This is a genomic window from Polynucleobacter sp. HIN6 (assembly GCF_030297575.1).
Classification (GTDB): Bacteria; Pseudomonadota; Gammaproteobacteria; order Burkholderiales; family Burkholderiaceae; genus Polynucleobacter.
In genome coordinates this window covers 1,502,702-1,517,528 of record NZ_AP028137.1, presented here as the reverse complement: position 1 = coordinate 1,517,528, position 14,827 = coordinate 1,502,702, and the positions used below count along the sequence as shown (strand labels likewise).

15 protein-coding genes are annotated in these 14,827 nt (G+C 48.4%); 8 read left to right on the top strand and 7 right to left on the bottom strand.

Going from position 1 to position 14,827, the window contains the following annotated elements; all coding sequences use genetic code 11:
• Nucleotides 1–123: 123 nt before the first annotated feature.
• From rpsT to ppnP, 4 genes are all read left to right on the top strand, one after another.
• Entirely contained in the window at nucleotides 124–387 is a 264-nt protein-coding gene (rpsT, locus tag QUE66_RS07530; protein ID WP_286223432.1) for a 30S ribosomal protein S20, read from the top strand.
• A gap of 159 nt (nucleotides 388–546) precedes the next feature.
• The gene (gene argF / locus QUE66_RS07525; protein ID WP_286224759.1) at nucleotides 547–1,482 is read left to right on the top strand and encodes an ornithine carbamoyltransferase; all 936 of its coding nucleotides are present in this window, start codon (nucleotides 547–549) and stop codon (nucleotides 1,480–1,482) included.
• A 55-nt stretch (nucleotides 1,483–1,537) separates the two neighbouring features.
• The gene (locus QUE66_RS07520) at nucleotides 1,538–2,767 is read left to right on the top strand and encodes an argininosuccinate synthase (RefSeq protein ID WP_286223431.1); all 1,230 of its coding nucleotides are present in this window, start codon (nucleotides 1,538–1,540) and stop codon (nucleotides 2,765–2,767) included.
• A gap of 24 nt (nucleotides 2,768–2,791) precedes the next feature.
• Nucleotides 2,792–3,097 (top strand): pyrimidine/purine nucleoside phosphorylase, encoded by a 306-nt coding sequence (gene ppnP / locus QUE66_RS07515; protein WP_286223430.1) that lies wholly within the window; start codon nucleotides 2,792–2,794, stop codon nucleotides 3,095–3,097.
• A 3-nt stretch (nucleotides 3,098–3,100) separates the two neighbouring features.
• On the opposite strand, the gene QUE66_RS07510 is transcribed toward ppnP, so the two are convergent.
• A complete protein-coding gene (locus QUE66_RS07510) occupies nucleotides 3,101–3,544 on the bottom strand; it encodes a DUF192 domain-containing protein (protein WP_286223429.1) in 444 nt (147 codons plus the stop codon).
• Between the two features lie 91 nt (nucleotides 3,545–3,635).
• Here QUE66_RS07510 and icd point away from each other — a divergent pair, with 91 nt between their 5' ends.
• Nucleotides 3,636–4,886 carry an NADP-dependent isocitrate dehydrogenase gene (gene icd, locus QUE66_RS07505; RefSeq protein ID WP_286223428.1) on the top strand — a complete coding sequence of 417 codons (1,251 nt, stop codon included), beginning with the start codon at nucleotides 3,636–3,638 and terminating at the stop codon, nucleotides 4,884–4,886.
• Nucleotides 4,887–4,954: 68 nt separating this feature from the next.
• Here the strand turns inward: icd and QUE66_RS07500 are convergent, their stop codons facing one another.
• Nucleotides 4,955–5,158 carry a cold-shock protein gene (locus QUE66_RS07500; protein ID WP_108508961.1) on the bottom strand — a complete coding sequence of 68 codons (204 nt, stop codon included), beginning with the start codon at nucleotides 5,156–5,158 and terminating at the stop codon, nucleotides 4,955–4,957.
• A gap of 307 nt (nucleotides 5,159–5,465) precedes the next feature.
• Here QUE66_RS07500 and clpS point away from each other — a divergent pair, with 307 nt between their 5' ends.
• Both clpS and clpA read left to right on the top strand, forming a co-directional pair.
• The gene (clpS, locus tag QUE66_RS07495; RefSeq protein ID WP_458574682.1) at nucleotides 5,466–5,813 is read left to right on the top strand and encodes an ATP-dependent Clp protease adapter ClpS; all 348 of its coding nucleotides are present in this window, start codon (nucleotides 5,466–5,468) and stop codon (nucleotides 5,811–5,813) included.
• The gene (gene clpA / locus QUE66_RS07490) at nucleotides 5,810–8,119 is read left to right on the top strand and encodes an ATP-dependent Clp protease ATP-binding subunit ClpA (RefSeq protein ID WP_286223427.1); all 2,310 of its coding nucleotides are present in this window, start codon (nucleotides 5,810–5,812) and stop codon (nucleotides 8,117–8,119) included. Before clpS ends, clpA begins: the two co-directional genes overlap by 4 nt.
• A 20-nt stretch (nucleotides 8,120–8,139) precedes the next feature.
• Here clpA and dut read toward each other — a convergent pair whose 3' ends face one another.
• The 5 genes from dut to QUE66_RS07465 are packed head-to-tail and all read right to left on the bottom strand — an operon-like array spanning nucleotide 8,140 to nucleotide 14,146.
• On the bottom strand, nucleotides 8,140–8,589 hold the full coding sequence (gene dut, locus QUE66_RS07485) for a dUTP diphosphatase (protein WP_286223426.1): 450 nt from the start codon (nucleotides 8,587–8,589) through the stop codon (nucleotides 8,140–8,142).
• Nucleotides 8,590–8,604: 15 nt separating this feature from the next.
• The gene (gene coaBC / locus QUE66_RS07480) at nucleotides 8,605–9,810 is read right to left on the bottom strand and encodes a bifunctional phosphopantothenoylcysteine decarboxylase/phosphopantothenate--cysteine ligase CoaBC (RefSeq protein WP_286223425.1); all 1,206 of its coding nucleotides are present in this window, start codon (nucleotides 9,808–9,810) and stop codon (nucleotides 8,605–8,607) included.
• Nucleotides 9,811–9,835: 25 nt separating this feature from the next.
• Nucleotides 9,836–10,333 carry a signal peptidase II gene (gene lspA, locus QUE66_RS07475; RefSeq protein WP_286223424.1) on the bottom strand — a complete coding sequence of 166 codons (498 nt, stop codon included), beginning with the start codon at nucleotides 10,331–10,333 and terminating at the stop codon, nucleotides 9,836–9,838.
• A gap of 2 nt (nucleotides 10,334–10,335) precedes the next feature.
• Complete coding sequence (gene ileS, locus QUE66_RS07470; RefSeq protein ID WP_286223423.1) at nucleotides 10,336–13,200, bottom strand: isoleucine--tRNA ligase; 2,865 nt, start codon at nucleotides 13,198–13,200, stop codon at nucleotides 10,336–10,338.
• Complete coding sequence (locus tag QUE66_RS07465; protein ID WP_286223422.1) at nucleotides 13,193–14,146, bottom strand: bifunctional riboflavin kinase/FAD synthetase; 954 nt, start codon at nucleotides 14,144–14,146, stop codon at nucleotides 13,193–13,195. The genes ileS and QUE66_RS07465 overlap by 8 nt, the downstream gene beginning before the upstream one ends.
• A gap of 39 nt (nucleotides 14,147–14,185) precedes the next feature.
• On the opposite strand from QUE66_RS07465, the gene purN reads away from it, so the two are divergent.
• Entirely contained in the window at nucleotides 14,186–14,818 is a 633-nt protein-coding gene (gene purN / locus QUE66_RS07460) for a phosphoribosylglycinamide formyltransferase (RefSeq protein WP_286223421.1), read from the top strand.
• Nucleotides 14,819–14,827 lie beyond the last annotated feature (9 nt).

Below are 14,827 nucleotides of genomic sequence, written 5' to 3'. Positions count from 1 at the left end.
TTAAGGTAGAATGTCAGGTTTTCGAGATTGAATATTTGATCTCATGTAACGCAGATGAATTTTGCCCCATTTTCTTTAAGGGACTGATTTCATTCTAATTATTTGTTTAGATAGGTTAATTGAATGGCTAATACCGCACAAGCTCGCAAGCGCGCTCGTCAATCCGTGAAGCTCAATGCTCACAATTCTAGTTTGCGTTCCAAACTTCGCACGTCCATTAAGGCAGTTCGCAAAGCAATTGAAGCTGGCGATAAAGATGCTGCAAAGAAAGTATTTGTCGCTGCGCAATCGACCATCGATAAGATTACCGATAAAAAGATTGCCCATAAAAATACTGCTGCTCGCCAGAAGTCCCGACTATCTGCTGCGATTAAAGCAATGGCCTAATTTTTAGGCCTGTTGCGGGCCTAAGGAAGTACTGATTTTCTGACCCGCTCTCCTGTTGAGCGGGTTTTTGTTTAGTGGAGCGTTCTTTTGCAAAATAAGCCGCATAACACTTCGATCGCATCAAGTGCTCAGTTTGCAGAGTTGGGTAATGGCCAATCTCTGGCGAAGCCACAATCTCCTGGCCAACTCAGGCATTACCTGCAATTTTCGGACTTTAGTCGTGATGAGTATGAGTACTTATTTAGCCGCGCCGCTTGGTTAAAGGAGCGGTTTAAGCGCTACGAGACCTGGCATCCATTGCACGATCGCACGCTAGCCATGATCTTCGAAAAACATTCGACCCGCACTCGCCTTTCTTTTGAGGCGGGCGTTCATCAGTTGGGTGGGCATGCGGTTTACATGAATACGCGCGATACCCAATTAGGACGGGGCGAGCCGATTGAGGATGCTGCGCAAGTCATCTCGCGGATGACTGACATCATCATGATTCGGACCTTTGAGCAAGAGACGATTGAGCGCTTTGCTGCCAACTCGCGCGTTCCTGTCATGAATGGTTTGACCAATCAATATCATCCTTGCCAAGTATTAGCCGATGTATTTACCTATGTCGAGGCACGCGGACCGATTCAGGGGAAAACGGTTGCATGGGTTGGTGATGCGAACAATATGGCGTATACCTGGATTCAGGCGGCTGAGAAACTGGATTTTGAGTTCCGCTTCTCTGCCCCCGAGGGATATCAGTTGGAGCGCTCCCGCCTCCAACCATCTGCCTTTAACCATCTCGTCGTCTGCGCAGATCCAAAGGATGCGTGTAAGGGCGCTGATTTGGTCAGTACTGATGTGTGGACCAGCATGGGATATGAGGCTGAGAACGCAACGCGGATGGCGGCATTCAAGAACTGGATGGTGACCGAGCAGTTAATGGCATTGGCTCATCCCGACGCACTCTTTATGCATTGTTTGCCTGCACATCGTGGCGAGGAGGTTAGTGCTGGAGTGATTGATGGCCCCCAGAGTGTTGTTTGGGAGGAGGCTGAAAACCGGCTGCATGTCCAAAAGGCATTAATGGAGTTTTTGCTCTGCGGGCGCTTATAAAATCAAACCTCATCACTGCAGTGATTGCTTAACTTATTGAGATCGTAAAAACACTATGTCCGAAATTAAAAAAGCCGTACTGGCCTATTCTGGCGGCCTTGATACCAGCGTAATTCTGAAATGGCTTCAAGATACTTATGGCTGCGAGATCGTAACCTTCACCGCTGACTTGGGCCAAGGTGAGGAACTCGAACCTGCACGTGCTAAGGCGCTCAAATTCGGCATTAAGCCCGAGCACATCTTTATTGATGATCTGCGTGAAGAGTTTGTGCGTGACTTTGTGTTTCCAATGTTTCGGGCAAACACGATTTACGAGGGCGAATATTTACTGGGAACGTCGATCGCTCGCCCCCTAATTGCAAAACGTCAAATTGAGATCGCCCGTCAAGTAGGCGCAGATGCGGTATCCCACGGCGCTACCGGCAAAGGGAACGATCAAGTGCGGTTTGAACTTGGTTATTACGCGCTTGAACCTGGCATTAAGGTGATCGCTCCCTGGCGTGAGTGGGATTTACTTTCTAGGGAAAAACTTTTGGCCTATGCAGAAAAACATGGTATTCCTGTGGAAATGAAGCATAAGCAAGGGGGCGCTCCTTATTCCATGGATGCCAATTTGTTACACATTAGTTTTGAGGGACGGCATCTCGAGGATCCAAACGCAGAAGCAGAAGAGGCGATGTGGCGCTGGACCGTTTCCCCAGAGAAGGCCCCCGATCAAGCGCAGGTGATTGAAATCGAATTTAAGCAAGGTGACCCAGTCGCGATCAATGGAAAGTCTTTAAAGCCTCATGAATTACTCGCCGAGTTAAATCGACTGGGCGGTGCGCATGGCATTGGCCGATTGGATCTGGTCGAGAATCGTTTCGTCGGGATGAAGAGCCGGGGTTGCTATGAGACCCCTGGTGGAACTATTTTGCTCAAAGCGCATCGTGCGATTGAAAGTATTACCTTAGATCGTGAAGTCGCTCATCTGAAAGATGACCTAATGCCGCGTTATGCAGCCTTGATCTATAACGGCTATTGGTGGTCGCCCGAGCGTCTGGCATTACAGACCTTAATTGACCATACTCAGAAAACTGTGAATGGGGTTGTGCGCCTCAAGTTATACAAAGGCTCGGTCTCTGTGTTGGCACGTGATTCAGCCAATACTTTGTTTGATCAAACCATTGCAACCTTTGATGATGATGGCGGCGCATATAACCAAGCTGATGCTGGCGGTTTTATTAAACTCAATGCATTGCGGATGCGGATTGCTGAAATCGCAAAACGCAAACGCACAAAATAATTACCAAACTAGGAAAGAGTTGATATGCAGTTCGATGGCGTTTCAGTTGGCAAAAAGGCAAATGTTTATTTTGATGGGAAGTGTGTATCTCATACAGTCACACTACCCAATGGTGTCCGCAAATCAGTTGGGGTGATTTTGCCCAGTACCTTACGTTTTGACCTAAGCACCAAAGAGGTGATGGAAGTCATTGAAGGCACCGCATATGTCAGCATCAATGGTCAGACCGAACAGGCCTTTGCTGCTGGACAATCATGGACGGTTGAGGCTGGTGGATATTTTGTGATTCGTGCTGAGCAACCGGTGCATTACGTGTGCCACTTTGGTTAGTTGCTAGCGTTTTGGTAGGCCTGTAATCACCGTGCCGGGCCCAAGAGCCCGTTGCGCAAACCATTTCTGATTCATTTCGAGAGCGAACCGAACCGGCGCCCGGGGGCAATGGTTATTCTGGGTTTCGGGCTCCATATCGGAAAGATTCACAATCTTGCCATCATCATCAATAAACGCGATGGTTAGTGGCAACTTCGTATTACGCATCCAAAAGCAATGAATGGCCTTTTCTGGAAAAACAAAGAGCATCCCAGCATTGGTGGGCATAAATGTTCGGTACATCAAGCCAGTTTGTCGTGCTGCTGGAGTGTCAGCGAGTTCGGCCTCAATTCGGTGCATTCCGGCCTTGAGCTCAATGATTGGCAGGGAGGAGCCTTGGGCAACGGCATTTTCTGTGGGGATGAAGAAAAAACAAGCCGCCAGAATGGTCAAGTATTTGCGGATCATAGGGCCAGGGGAATTAAAATAGTGCATTTTCAGGAATAGGCAGTTTTGCCTCATGCGAAAATACCATATTCGTTAAACGGAGAAAAGCATTATGTATAAGCACATTAAAGTCCCAGCTGGTGAAAAAATTACGGTTAATCCAGATTTTTCAATCAATGTTCCTAATAACCCCATTATTCCGTTTATCGAGGGGGATGGCACTGGGATGGACATCACTCCGGTGATGATTAAGGTGGTCGACGCCGCAGTTGAGAAGGCTTATGGCGGCAAGCGTAAGATTTCCTGGATGGAGGTCTATGCTGGAGAAAAATCTACTAAGGTTTATGGTCCGGATGTTTGGATGCCTGATGAGACCCTCGACGCGGTTAAAGAATACGTTGTATCCATTAAGGGACCGCTTACCACCCCCGTTGGCGGCGGTATTCGTTCTTTGAATGTTGCCTTACGTCAATCACTTGATTTGTATGTTTGCTTGCGTCCAGTGCGATATTTCAAAGGGGTGCCCTCTCCAGTGCGCGAGCCCGAGAAGACCGATATGGTGATCTTCCGCGAGAATTCTGAAGATATTTATGCGGGTATTGAGTGGGAAGCCGGTACTGAAGGCGCTAAAAAGATGGTTGATTTCTTGATTAAAGAAATGGGCGTGAAAAAGATTCGTTTTCCAGAGTCTTCAAGCATTGGTATCAAGCCCGTATCACGCGAGGGTACACAGCGTTTGGTGCGCAAAGCCCTCCAGTACGCAATCGATAATGACAAGCCTTCTGTCACCTTGGTTCACAAGGGCAACATCATGAAATTTACTGAAGGGGGTTTTCGTGATTGGGGCTATGAGTTAGCTATGAAAGAATTTGGAGCGCAACTGGTTGATGGTGGCCCATGGTGTAAGTTTAAGAACCCAAAAACCGGTAAAGACATCATTGTTAAGGATGTGATTGCCGATGCCTTCTTGCAGCAGATCTTATTGCGCCCCAATGAGTACAGTGTGATTGCAACCTTGAACCTCAATGGCGACTACATCTCGGACGCCCTCGCTGCCCAAGTTGGCGGAATTGGTATTGCGCCAGGCGCCAATATGTCTGACAGCATTGCAATGTTTGAGGCCACTCACGGTACCGCCCCCAAATATGCTGGCAAAGATTACGTCAATCCTGGCTCTGAGATCTTATCTGCTGAGATGATGCTGCGTCATTTGGGCTGGACCGAAGCTGCTGATCTCATCATTTCCTCGATGGAAAAAGCGATTCTTTCGAAGAAGGTCACCTATGACTTTGCACGTTTATTACCAGGGTCGACCCAAGTTTCGTGCTCGGGATTTGGTCAAGTGATGATTGACAATATGTGATTCGTAAGAATCCCAAAAGAAAAACCCCAGGTTGAAGCCTGGGGTTTTTACTTGGGATCAGCTAGTGATCAGGCAGCTTGAATATTGGTTGCCTGTTTACCTTTTGGGCCTTGAGTAATGTCAAACGTTACTTTTTGACCTTCTTTGAGGGTTTTAAAGCCGCTCATCGTGATTGCACTAAAGTGTGCAAACAACTCTTCTTCTCCGTCATCCGGTTTGATAAAACCGAAACCTTTTGCATCATTAAACCACTTAACAACTCCGGTCGCCATGCGAACTCCATTACAAAAATCTAAAGACAACCGTGAAGAGGGGAAATACCTTTTGATCAGTCTTACTCCGCAACACGCCTAATGCAGGTAAATCTCAAACGAGAAAAACACCACAGGATTGATTGTTTGCCCTTTTTGAGGGGGTGTCAAGGAAATATGACTCAATATCACTAGGAAAAACCCTTTTTTTTCATAAAAACGCCCCAATATGACAAATATGCCTTGATTTTGAAAGGTTTTCGTCAGATGAAAACTTGATTTGCGTGGATTTATTGCAGAGTTTTGTGGTGTGGTTAGAATGTTTCTCATGAGTCGTAATTCCAAAACGCCCCCCGGAGGAAGCCCAGTCACCCCATTTAAGGAAGACACGGTTTTGTTGGAACGGCAGGCCGAAAAGGTCAAGGTGCCGGCCATGTACAAAGTGATGTTGTTAAACGACGACTACACACCGATGGAATTTGTGGTGATGGTGATTCAGGAATACTTTAATAAAGATCAAGAGACAGCAACTCGCATCATGTTGCAAGTGCATCTGGCAGGAAAAGGCGTCTGCGGTATCTATACCCGCGATGTGGCCTCGACCAAGGTCCATCAAGTCATAGAACGTTCCCGTGAAGCGGGTCACCCATTGCAGTGCACTATGGAGGAAGCATGATTGCTCAAGAACTGGAAGTAAGTTTGCATATGGCTTTTGTGGACGCTCGCGCAGCGCGCCACGAGTTCATTACGGTTGAGCACTTGCTATCCGCATTATTGGATAACGCCACCTCGGTCGAGGTTCTGAAGGCCTGTGCGGTCAATATTGCAGAGTTGCGTTCCCAGCTGAAAAACTTTATTAATGACAACACCCCGGTGGTTCCTGGAACGGAAGAGGTCGATACTCAGCCAACGCTTGGATTCCAGAGGGTGATTCAGCGTGCCATCATGCATGTACAGTCGACCTCAAATGGCAAAAAAGAGGTGACTGGTGCTAATGTATTAGTGGCTATCTTTGGTGAGAAGGATTCGCATGCAGTGTATTTCTTGCAACAGCAAGGGGTAACCCGCTTGGACGTGGTGAACTTTATCAGTCACGGTGTTCGTAAAGACAACACGGAACCCGCAAAAGCAGCTGAGGCGAGCCCTGATACTGATGAGGCTGCAAGCAGCGGCAAAGAAAGTCCGCTTGATCAATTTACCCAAAACCTGAACACGATGGCGCGTCAGGGCAAGATCGATCCATTAATTGGTCGTGAGGGCGAGGTCGAGCGAGTCATTCAGGTTTTATGTCGGCGACGTAAAAACAATCCTCTTTTGGTGGGTGAGGCTGGTGTTGGTAAGACCGCGATCGCGGAGGGCCTGGCCTGGAGAATCACAAAGGGGGAGGTTCCAGAGATTTTGGCAAATGCGACGGTTTACTCCTTGGATATGGGCGCATTACTGGCGGGGACAAAATACCGCGGTGATTTTGAGCAGCGACTCAAAAGTGTCCTGAAGTCCTTAAAAGATAATCCCCATGGCATCCTCTTTATCGATGAGATTCATACCTTGATTGGTGCCGGTGCTGCCTCTGGCGGAACCTTGGATGCGAGCAATCTGTTAAAGCCAGCACTATCGAGTGGAACGCTTAAGTGTATTGGGGCAACCACCTTTACTGAGTACCGTGGCATCTTCGAAAAGGATGCAGCCCTATCGCGGCGCTTCCAAAAAGTCGACGTGGTAGAGCCGACCGTGGATCAAACCGTGCAAATTCTGCGTGGCTTGAAGTCACGCTTTGAGGAGCACCATGGTGTCAAGTATGCAGCTGCTGCACTTGTAGCCGCTGCTGAATTGTCATCGCGATACATTAATGATCGCCATTTACCCGATAAGGCGATTGATGTGATTGATGAGGCAGGCGCTGCTCAGCGCATCCTCCCCAAATCAAAGCAGAAGAAAACCATTAATCGCCAAGAGATTGAAGAAATTGTGGCGAAGATTGCACGCATCCCACCGCAATCGGTATCGGTGGATGATCGCAGCAAGCTACAGACCTTGGATCGCGATATTAAGAGCGTCGTCTTCGGTCAAGACCCGGCAATTGAGGCGCTTGCTAGCGCCATTAAGATGACTCGTGCTGGCTTGGGTAAGGTTGATCGGCCAATCGGCTCCTTCCTATTTTCAGGTCCCACCGGAGTCGGTAAGACCGAGGTTGCGAAGCAGTTAGCCTTCATCATGGGCATTGAGCTACTCCGTTTTGATATGTCGGAATACATGGAGCGCCATGCGGTAAGCCGTTTGATTGGAGCGCCTCCTGGCTATGTTGGTTTTGATCAAGGTGGATTGCTAACCGAAGCCGTCTCAAAGAAACCGCATTGCGTTTTGTTGCTCGATGAAATTGAGAAGGCGCATCCAGACATTTTCAATATCCTTTTACAAGTGATGGATCACGGCACCTTAACCGATAACAACGGACGGAAGACAGATTTTCGTAATGTCATCATCATTATGACCACCAATGCGGGTGCAGAAGCGATGCAAAAGTCGACCATGGGCTTTACCAATGCGCGTGAGCAGGGTGATGAAATGGCAGACATCAAGAAGTTCTTCACCCCGGAGTTTAGAAACCGCTTAGATGCGATCGTGTCCTTTAAGGCTTTGGATGAGTCCATCATTATGCGTGTGGTGGATAAGTTCCTCATGCAGCTTGAAGAACAATTGCATGAGAAAAAAGTCGATGCGGTCTTTAGCCCCGCCTTACGTTCCTATTTGGCCAAGCATGGCTTTGATCCGCTTATGGGTGCGCGACCCATGCAGCGAATTATTCAGGATACAGTGCGTAAAGCCTTGGCCGACGAATTACTCTTTGGGCGCTTAGCCCATGGTGGTTCAGTGGTGGTGGATATTGATCAGGATGGCAAGGTGCAGCTTGAGATTCAATCCTCGAATCAGCCGCCGAGCAAATCAAGTAAGGCAAGCATCGAGCCAGTCGAAGAAATCTAAAGAAGTCTCTGGGCGCGGAGCTATCCGCGTCCAGTGCTACCGAAGCCACCCGTACCCCGGGTGCTACTCTCAAATTCAGTCACTACTTTCAGCTCCACTTGCTGTACTGGAACAATCACAAGTTGCGCTAATCGCTCCATCGGCTCCAACCGAAATGCAGTTGAGCCTCGGTTCCAAGCACTCACCATCAATTGACCTTGGTAATCCGAATCAATTAATCCAACGAGGTTACCCAACACAATTCCGTGTTTATGACCGAGTCCTGAGCGCGGCAGAATTATCGCGGCGTAACGAGGATCTTCAATATAAATTGCCAGACCTGTTGGAATGAGCTCTGTTTGACCAGGGGCAAGCTCAATTGCGTTGTCAATGCAGGCGCGTAAATCTAATCCAGCGCTTCCTGGGGTACCATAGCTAGGCATTTGCGAGCGCATCCGCTCATCGAGGATTTTGACTTGAAGAACTTGCACGATTGATAGTCCTCTTTAAGGTAAGCGGGTGCCAACGATTTCAATGAGTTTTCTGGCGAGCTCTAGCTTGCTGGCGTGCCCTAGGTTTTTACTGCCTTTGTCGTCCACCACGAGAATTTCATTAGTATCAAGACCAAAGGTGGTGGGACCGATATTTCCTACAATCATTGGGATACCCTTGCGAATCCGTTTCTCTTTAGAGTGTTTACCCAAACGATCGGTTTCAGCAGCAAAGCCAACGCAGTATGGTTTTGATTTGCGCTTAGCCAACTTAGCCATATCGAGCAAGATATCGGGGTTCGAACGAAACTCTAAATGAAGTCCAGACTGCTCTTGACGCTTAATCTTTTGTGGGGCGCGATTGGCAATCGTCCAGTCAGCAACAGCAGCGACTGCGAAAAATACATCGCAATCGGCAGAGGCGAGCGTGGCACGATGCATCTCTTCACCGGTGATCACATTTGTCCGCTTAATCCTACCGGTGCTTTGCAAAGGAGTGGGTAAATCACAAGGGCCAGCGATGAGGTGAACTTCTGCACCCGCTTCAACAGCCGCTTGGGCAATCGCAAATCCCATTTTCCCCGAACTCAGATTGGTAATGCCACGGACTGGGTCGATAGCCTCAAATGTTGGACCGGCTGTAATGAGTACCCGTTTCCCACTTAAAACCTGCGGCTGAAAAAATGCAACTAGTTGCTCACATAGCTCAGAGGGCTCCAGCATCCGACCCATGCCAACTTCACCGCAGGCCTGGTCACCACTAGCAGGGCCAAGGATCGCGACGCCATCGTCTTGAAGTCGCTGGAGGCTTCGTTGGGTAGCAGGGTGAGCCCACATTTGCAGATTCATGGCGGGCGCAATTAATAGGGGGCAATCGCGTGCTAAGCACATCGTCGTTAGTAAATCATCCGCCAAACCAAGCGATAGTTTTGCCATGAGATCGGCGCTAGCAGGGGCAATCAAAATCGCATCGGCGTTACGGGATAGCTCAATGTGCGCCATATTATTGCTAATCCGTACATCCCATTGACTACTAAAGACCGGTTTGCCACTGAGGGCTTGCATGGTGACCGGCGTAATGAATTGCATGGCAGACTCTGACATCACTACTTGAACCTCGGCCCCCTCTTGAATCAGGGCGCGGACCAATTCAGCGGATTTATAGGCGGCAATTCCGCCGGAGATTCCTAAAACAATTTTTTTGTTTGCTAACGAGGTCATGCGCGGGTTCCAAATCGATTTGACTCTAGGGGCGGTCTTTAATGGCCCGTCGTATTTCGTTGATAACAATTAATGTAGCACCAATTGAGATGGCGCTATCGGCAATATTGAAGGCTGGCCAGTGCCAACCGTCATAGTGCACGTCAATAAAGTCAACTACAGCGCCATATAGCAAGCGATCGATGACGTTTCCGATGGCCCCACCAAGGATTAAGGAAAGGGCAAGACAAAACGGACGATCTTGGGTATTTTTCTGTAAGAGCCAAATAATCACAACGGCAGCAACAATCCCAATGACGGTAAAAAACCAGCGTTGCCAACCACCTGCCTGAGACAAAAAGGAGAAGGCGGCACCTGGGTTATAAATTAAGAACCAATTCAGAAAATCAGTAACCTTAATCGCCTGAGCCATCGGCAGACTCATTTGAGCCCACCACTTGGTGACTTGATCGGCAATCAATACTCCAAGGGCTAGCAGTAAATACCATTTGCTTGAGCCCTCTTGGTAAGATGCCTTGACCATATTTATGCGAACTGACGAAATTCACCAGCGCCATCAAGATTACTAATGCAGCGCCCACAGAGATCGGGATGGTTTGGATGGGATCCAGTATCGGCTGTGTGATGCCAGCAACGCGCACATTTTTGGTAGGCGCTTGGCTTCACTGTGATCTGAGTATTGCCATCGGCTGATAGCGCAACTTCTGATTTAGACGTAATCGTTACAAAGCGTAGATCCAGAGCAATCGATTGCAGTAGCTCATAATCAGTCGCACCCACTTGGATCAGCAACTCAGCTTGCAAGGAAGACCCAATCTTTCCGGCTTCACGTTCAAGCTCGATAGCTTTCGTAATGTCAGAGCGGATCTCACGAATGCGTTGCCATTTAGCAAGCAAGGATTGGGCGTCCTTGATTTCAGGAAAGGATCCAAATTCTTCGGTGAAGATCGATACGCTGTCGGCTGACTTGGCAAAGTGTGGGTAGCATTTCCAAGCCTCTTCAGCAGTGAAGCTGAGAAAGGGTGATAGCCATTTGAGTAAGTGTTGGCTAATATGAAATAAGGCGTTTTGAGCGGAGCGTCGACCCACTGAATTTGCGGGCATAGTGTAGAGACGATCTTTCAGAATATCTAAATAGAAGCCACCTAAGTCTTCAGAACAAAATGCCAATATTTTTGAGACCGCTGGATGAAATTCATAATCACGATAGTGTGCCTCAATCGTGTTTTGTAAGTCAGCTGCCAGCGCAACGCTATAGCGATCAATCTCTAGCCAATCGGAGGTAGGTAGATGATTTGTTTGTGGATCAAAATCTGCGAGATTCGCTAAGAGAAAGCGTAAGGTATTACGAATGCGTCGATAGCTTTCAACGACCCGCTTCAAAATCTCATCCGAGATTGACATCTCTCCCGAGTAGTCGGTCGAGGCAACCCACAAGCGAATAATTTCAGCACCCAGTTTGTCAGCCACTTCTTGAGGCGCAATCACATTGCCAACCGACTTGCTCATTTTGCGACCTTGACCGTCTACCGTAAAGCCATGGGTTAAGAGGGCACGATATGGGGGTTTGCCATCGAGCATGGCACCCGTTAAGAGTGACGAATGAAACCAACCGCGATGTTGATCGGAGCCCTCTAAATAAAGATCGGCCCAACGACCTTCTGCACCCTCGGATTCCTGGCGATATAGAGTATTACGATGTGAACCACGCATCACATGCCAATGGGTGGTGCCCGAGTCAAACCACACATCAAGCGTGTCACGATTTTTCTCGTAGGCGCTTGCCTCATCGCCAATCAAACTTTCAACCGTAAGACTCTGCCAAGCCTCAATGCCATTTTTTTCAACCAACTGAGCGACTTGCTCAAGCAGTTCTGGTGTGCGTGGGTGGGGCTCACCCGTTTCTTTATGAATTAAGAAAGCCATAGGCACGCCCCATTGCCGTTGACGTGAAAGTGTCCAATCGGGACGGTTGGCGATCATGCTGTGTAAGCGTTGCTTACCCCAAGCTGGATAGAAATTAGTACTCTCCACGCCTGCCAAGGCGGTTTCTCGCAATGAGGCCTTCTCACCAGCAGGTTTTTTATCCATGCTGGCAAACCATTGAGAGGTCGCACGGTAGACGATCGGAGTCTTATGTCGCCAGCAATGCATGTAGGAGTGCGTATAGGATTTATTCTTTAAAAGGCTGGCAGCCTCATCAAGCGCTTTCACAATGTTTGGATTGGCTTTCCAAATATGTTGACCAGCAAAGAGCGGCAGGGAGGAGGCATACACCCCATCACCCATGACCGGATTGATAATGTCGTGATCAGCTAAGCCATGAGCCTTGCAGGACTTGAAGTCATCCTCACCATAAGCGGGGGCGCAATGCACTAGGCCCGTACCAGTATCGAGCGTGACGTAATCAGCGCAGTAAATTGGAGCTAGGCGTTTGTAGCCGGAGTCTAAATTGGCTAACGGATGCCAAAAGGAAATACCTTCAAGCGCTTTACCTTTACAACTTGCCAAAATCGTTCCCTCAAGACCATATTGCTCCAAACAGTCCTTCACTCGATCTTTGGCCAGCAGTAGCAAGCGCTGATCGGTTTCAACTAGGGCATATTCAAGATCGGGGTGAACGTTTAAGGCTTGATTCGCTGGTAAGGTCCATGGGGTCGTGGTCCAAATCACCGCCATACCCGGTTTATTGGGCAGTTCTTTTAAGCCAAATGCTTTAGCAAGTTGCGCATTCTGGTTGGTATCAAAGGCAAAACCAACATCAACCGCCGGATCCGTTTTATCTTGATATTCCACTTCCGCTTCAGCTAGGGCAGAACCGCAATCAAAGCACCAGTTCACCGGTTTTAGTCCGCGAAAGACATAACCCTTTTTCCAGATCTCGCCAAGCGCACGAATTTCATCGGCCTCATTTTGAAAATCCATAGTGAGGTAGGGCTGATCCCACTCACCAAGAACCCCTAAGCGTTGAAAATCTTTTTTCTGCTTTGCAACTTGAGCCTGCGCATATTCACGAGCTTTGGCTTGTACCTCAGCAGTAGGTAGGTTTTTGCCAAATTGTTTTTCAATTTGAATCTCAATGGGCATACCATGGCAATCCCAGCCTGGCACATAAATGGCGTCAAAGCCCATTAACCAGCGGGACTTGACGATCATATCTTTCAGAATCTTGTTGACCGCATGACCAATATGAATATCACCGTTGGCATAGGGGGGACCATCGTGCAAAATAAAACTGGGCTGCCCAGCATGAGCCTTGCGAATCGCCTCATAGACCTTATTGCGTTGCCACTCTTCCACCCATTTGGGTTCACGCTTGGGTAAATCACCGCGCATGGGAAAGCTGGTCTCAAGCAAATTGACCGGGTAGTTTGGGGATTTATCAGACATACGAATTTTTCTTTAGAAAGTATTGACGAGCCTTTTGGGCATCGTCTTGAATAGCAGCTTGTAGGGTGGTTAGGTCAGGGTATTTTCGTTCTTCATGCAATCGAGCTAGTAATTCTACGCAAACCACTTCTCCATAGATGGATTGGTCAAAATCAAAGATGTGGGTTTCTAAAAGGACCTGGCCGGTGCTCTCGACGGAAGGTCGCACTCCTATGCTCGAGACCGCAGGCAAAGGTCTCTCGCCCAAGCCATGCACTTGACTCACAAAAATTCCACTCGTCACCGGTTTGGCATGCGGATGACGTGCGCAAACCGCTAAATTGATGGTGGGGAATCCAAGAGTGCGCCCCAGTTGCTTTCCATACAACACATGACCCGAAATTGAAAAAGGGCGTCCTAGTAGTTGTGTGGCACGCTGCATATCACCCTGATCAAGAGCTTGTCTTAGTAGTGAAGACGAGATTCGCTCTTCGCTCTCGAGAATGCTTGGGATGCGACTAACTTCAAAACCATACTGCTTACCGGCGGCCACCAAACTGTCAAAATTCCCTGCGCGTTTGGCGCCATAGCAAAAGTCATCACCAATGAGTATCCATTTGGTATTGAGCTTCTCAATCAAGATGTTTTGTACAAACTCAGAGGGACTGAGTTGGGAGAAGGCTTGATTAAATTCTTCAATTGCAATCGTATCGACAGCGCATTGCTTTAAGGCCATTAACTTATCGCGTAGATTTTGAATCCGGGGTGGCGCATCGTGCGGTGAAAAAAATTCTCGAGGGTGGGGCTCAAAGGTGAGTACACAAGGGCTTAGATGACGCGCGCGCGCACCCTCCACTAACTGCTGAAGTAATGCTTGATGACCGCGATGCACACCATCAAAGTTACCAATGGTTAGGGCGCATGGCGCTTGGGTCGGGGCGGGCTTAAGTCTTCGAAATACCTTCACAATTCGCTTTCAGGCTAGCCTTGAATTATATTGTTGGTCATGCATTCAATCGTTTCTTTAATTTCAGGGCGCGGCTCTAATTTCGAGGCAATTTACAAGGCCGCAAAAGCAAAATCATGGGATGTACGATTTACGGGCTTAATTGCAAATCAGCCCGAGGCCAAGGGGCTCGAGTTTGCGAAGTCAGTTGGCATTCCTATCGCGGTGATTGATCACCGGGACTATCCAAGCCGGGAAGCCTTTGACGAGGCATTGATGCAGCAAATTGATGCCTTTGGTGCAGATCTTGTGGTTTTGGCTGGCTTTATGAGAATCCTAACCCCAGGGCTCATTGAGCACTATGAGGGGCGCATGATGAATATTCACCCCTCCTTATTGCCACGTTTTCCTGGTTTGCATACCCATGAACGGGCCTTGGGGGCGGGAGATCGGGTGCATGGCGCCACAGTGCATTTTGTTAGCGCTGGCGTAGATGAGGGCCCGATTATTTGTCAAAGTGAGGTCCCTGTCCTACCCACCGATACCCCAAGTGATTTAGCTGCTCGGGTTTTAAAGACGGAGCATCAAATCTATCCATTAGCCGTTGAGTGGTTTATTAATGGGCGTTTACATCTTGCAGGTAATCGAGTGAGTGTTGACCCACCTGAGTTACAGTACATTCCTTTCCCATAAGAACGGCGA

What these genes read in the sequence shown, in the direction of transcription:
- QUE66_RS07520 (WP_286223431.1), top strand. Translation starts at nt 1,538, where the DNA reads ATGTCCGAAATTAAAAAAGCCGTACTGGCCTATTCTGGCGGCCTTGAT.
- QUE66_RS07500 (WP_108508961.1), bottom strand. Translation starts at nt 5,158, where the DNA reads ATGGCGACCGGAGTTGTTAAGTGGTTTAATGATGCAAAAGGTTTCGGT.
- coaBC (WP_286223425.1), bottom strand. Translation starts at nt 9,810, where the DNA reads ATGACCTCGTTAGCAAACAAAAAAATTGTTTTAGGAATCTCCGGCGGA.
- clpA (WP_286223427.1), top strand. Translation starts at nt 5,810, where the DNA reads ATGATTGCTCAAGAACTGGAAGTAAGTTTGCATATGGCTTTTGTGGAC.
- lspA (WP_286223424.1), bottom strand. Translation starts at nt 10,333, where the DNA reads ATGGTCAAGGCATCTTACCAAGAGGGCTCAAGCAAATGGTATTTACTG.
- rpsT (WP_286223432.1), top strand. Translation starts at nt 124, where the DNA reads ATGGCTAATACCGCACAAGCTCGCAAGCGCGCTCGTCAATCCGTGAAG.
- ppnP (WP_286223430.1), top strand. Translation starts at nt 2,792, where the DNA reads ATGCAGTTCGATGGCGTTTCAGTTGGCAAAAAGGCAAATGTTTATTTT.
- purN (WP_286223421.1), top strand. Translation starts at nt 14,186, where the DNA reads ATGCATTCAATCGTTTCTTTAATTTCAGGGCGCGGCTCTAATTTCGAG.
- QUE66_RS07510 (WP_286223429.1), bottom strand. Translation starts at nt 3,544, where the DNA reads ATGATCCGCAAATACTTGACCATTCTGGCGGCTTGTTTTTTCTTCATC.
- ileS (WP_286223423.1), bottom strand. Translation starts at nt 13,200, where the DNA reads ATGTCTGATAAATCCCCAAACTACCCGGTCAATTTGCTTGAGACCAGC.
- icd (WP_286223428.1), top strand. Translation starts at nt 3,636, where the DNA reads ATGTATAAGCACATTAAAGTCCCAGCTGGTGAAAAAATTACGGTTAAT.
- clpS (WP_458574682.1), top strand. Translation starts at nt 5,466, where the DNA reads ATGAGTCGTAATTCCAAAACGCCCCCCGGAGGAAGCCCAGTCACCCCA.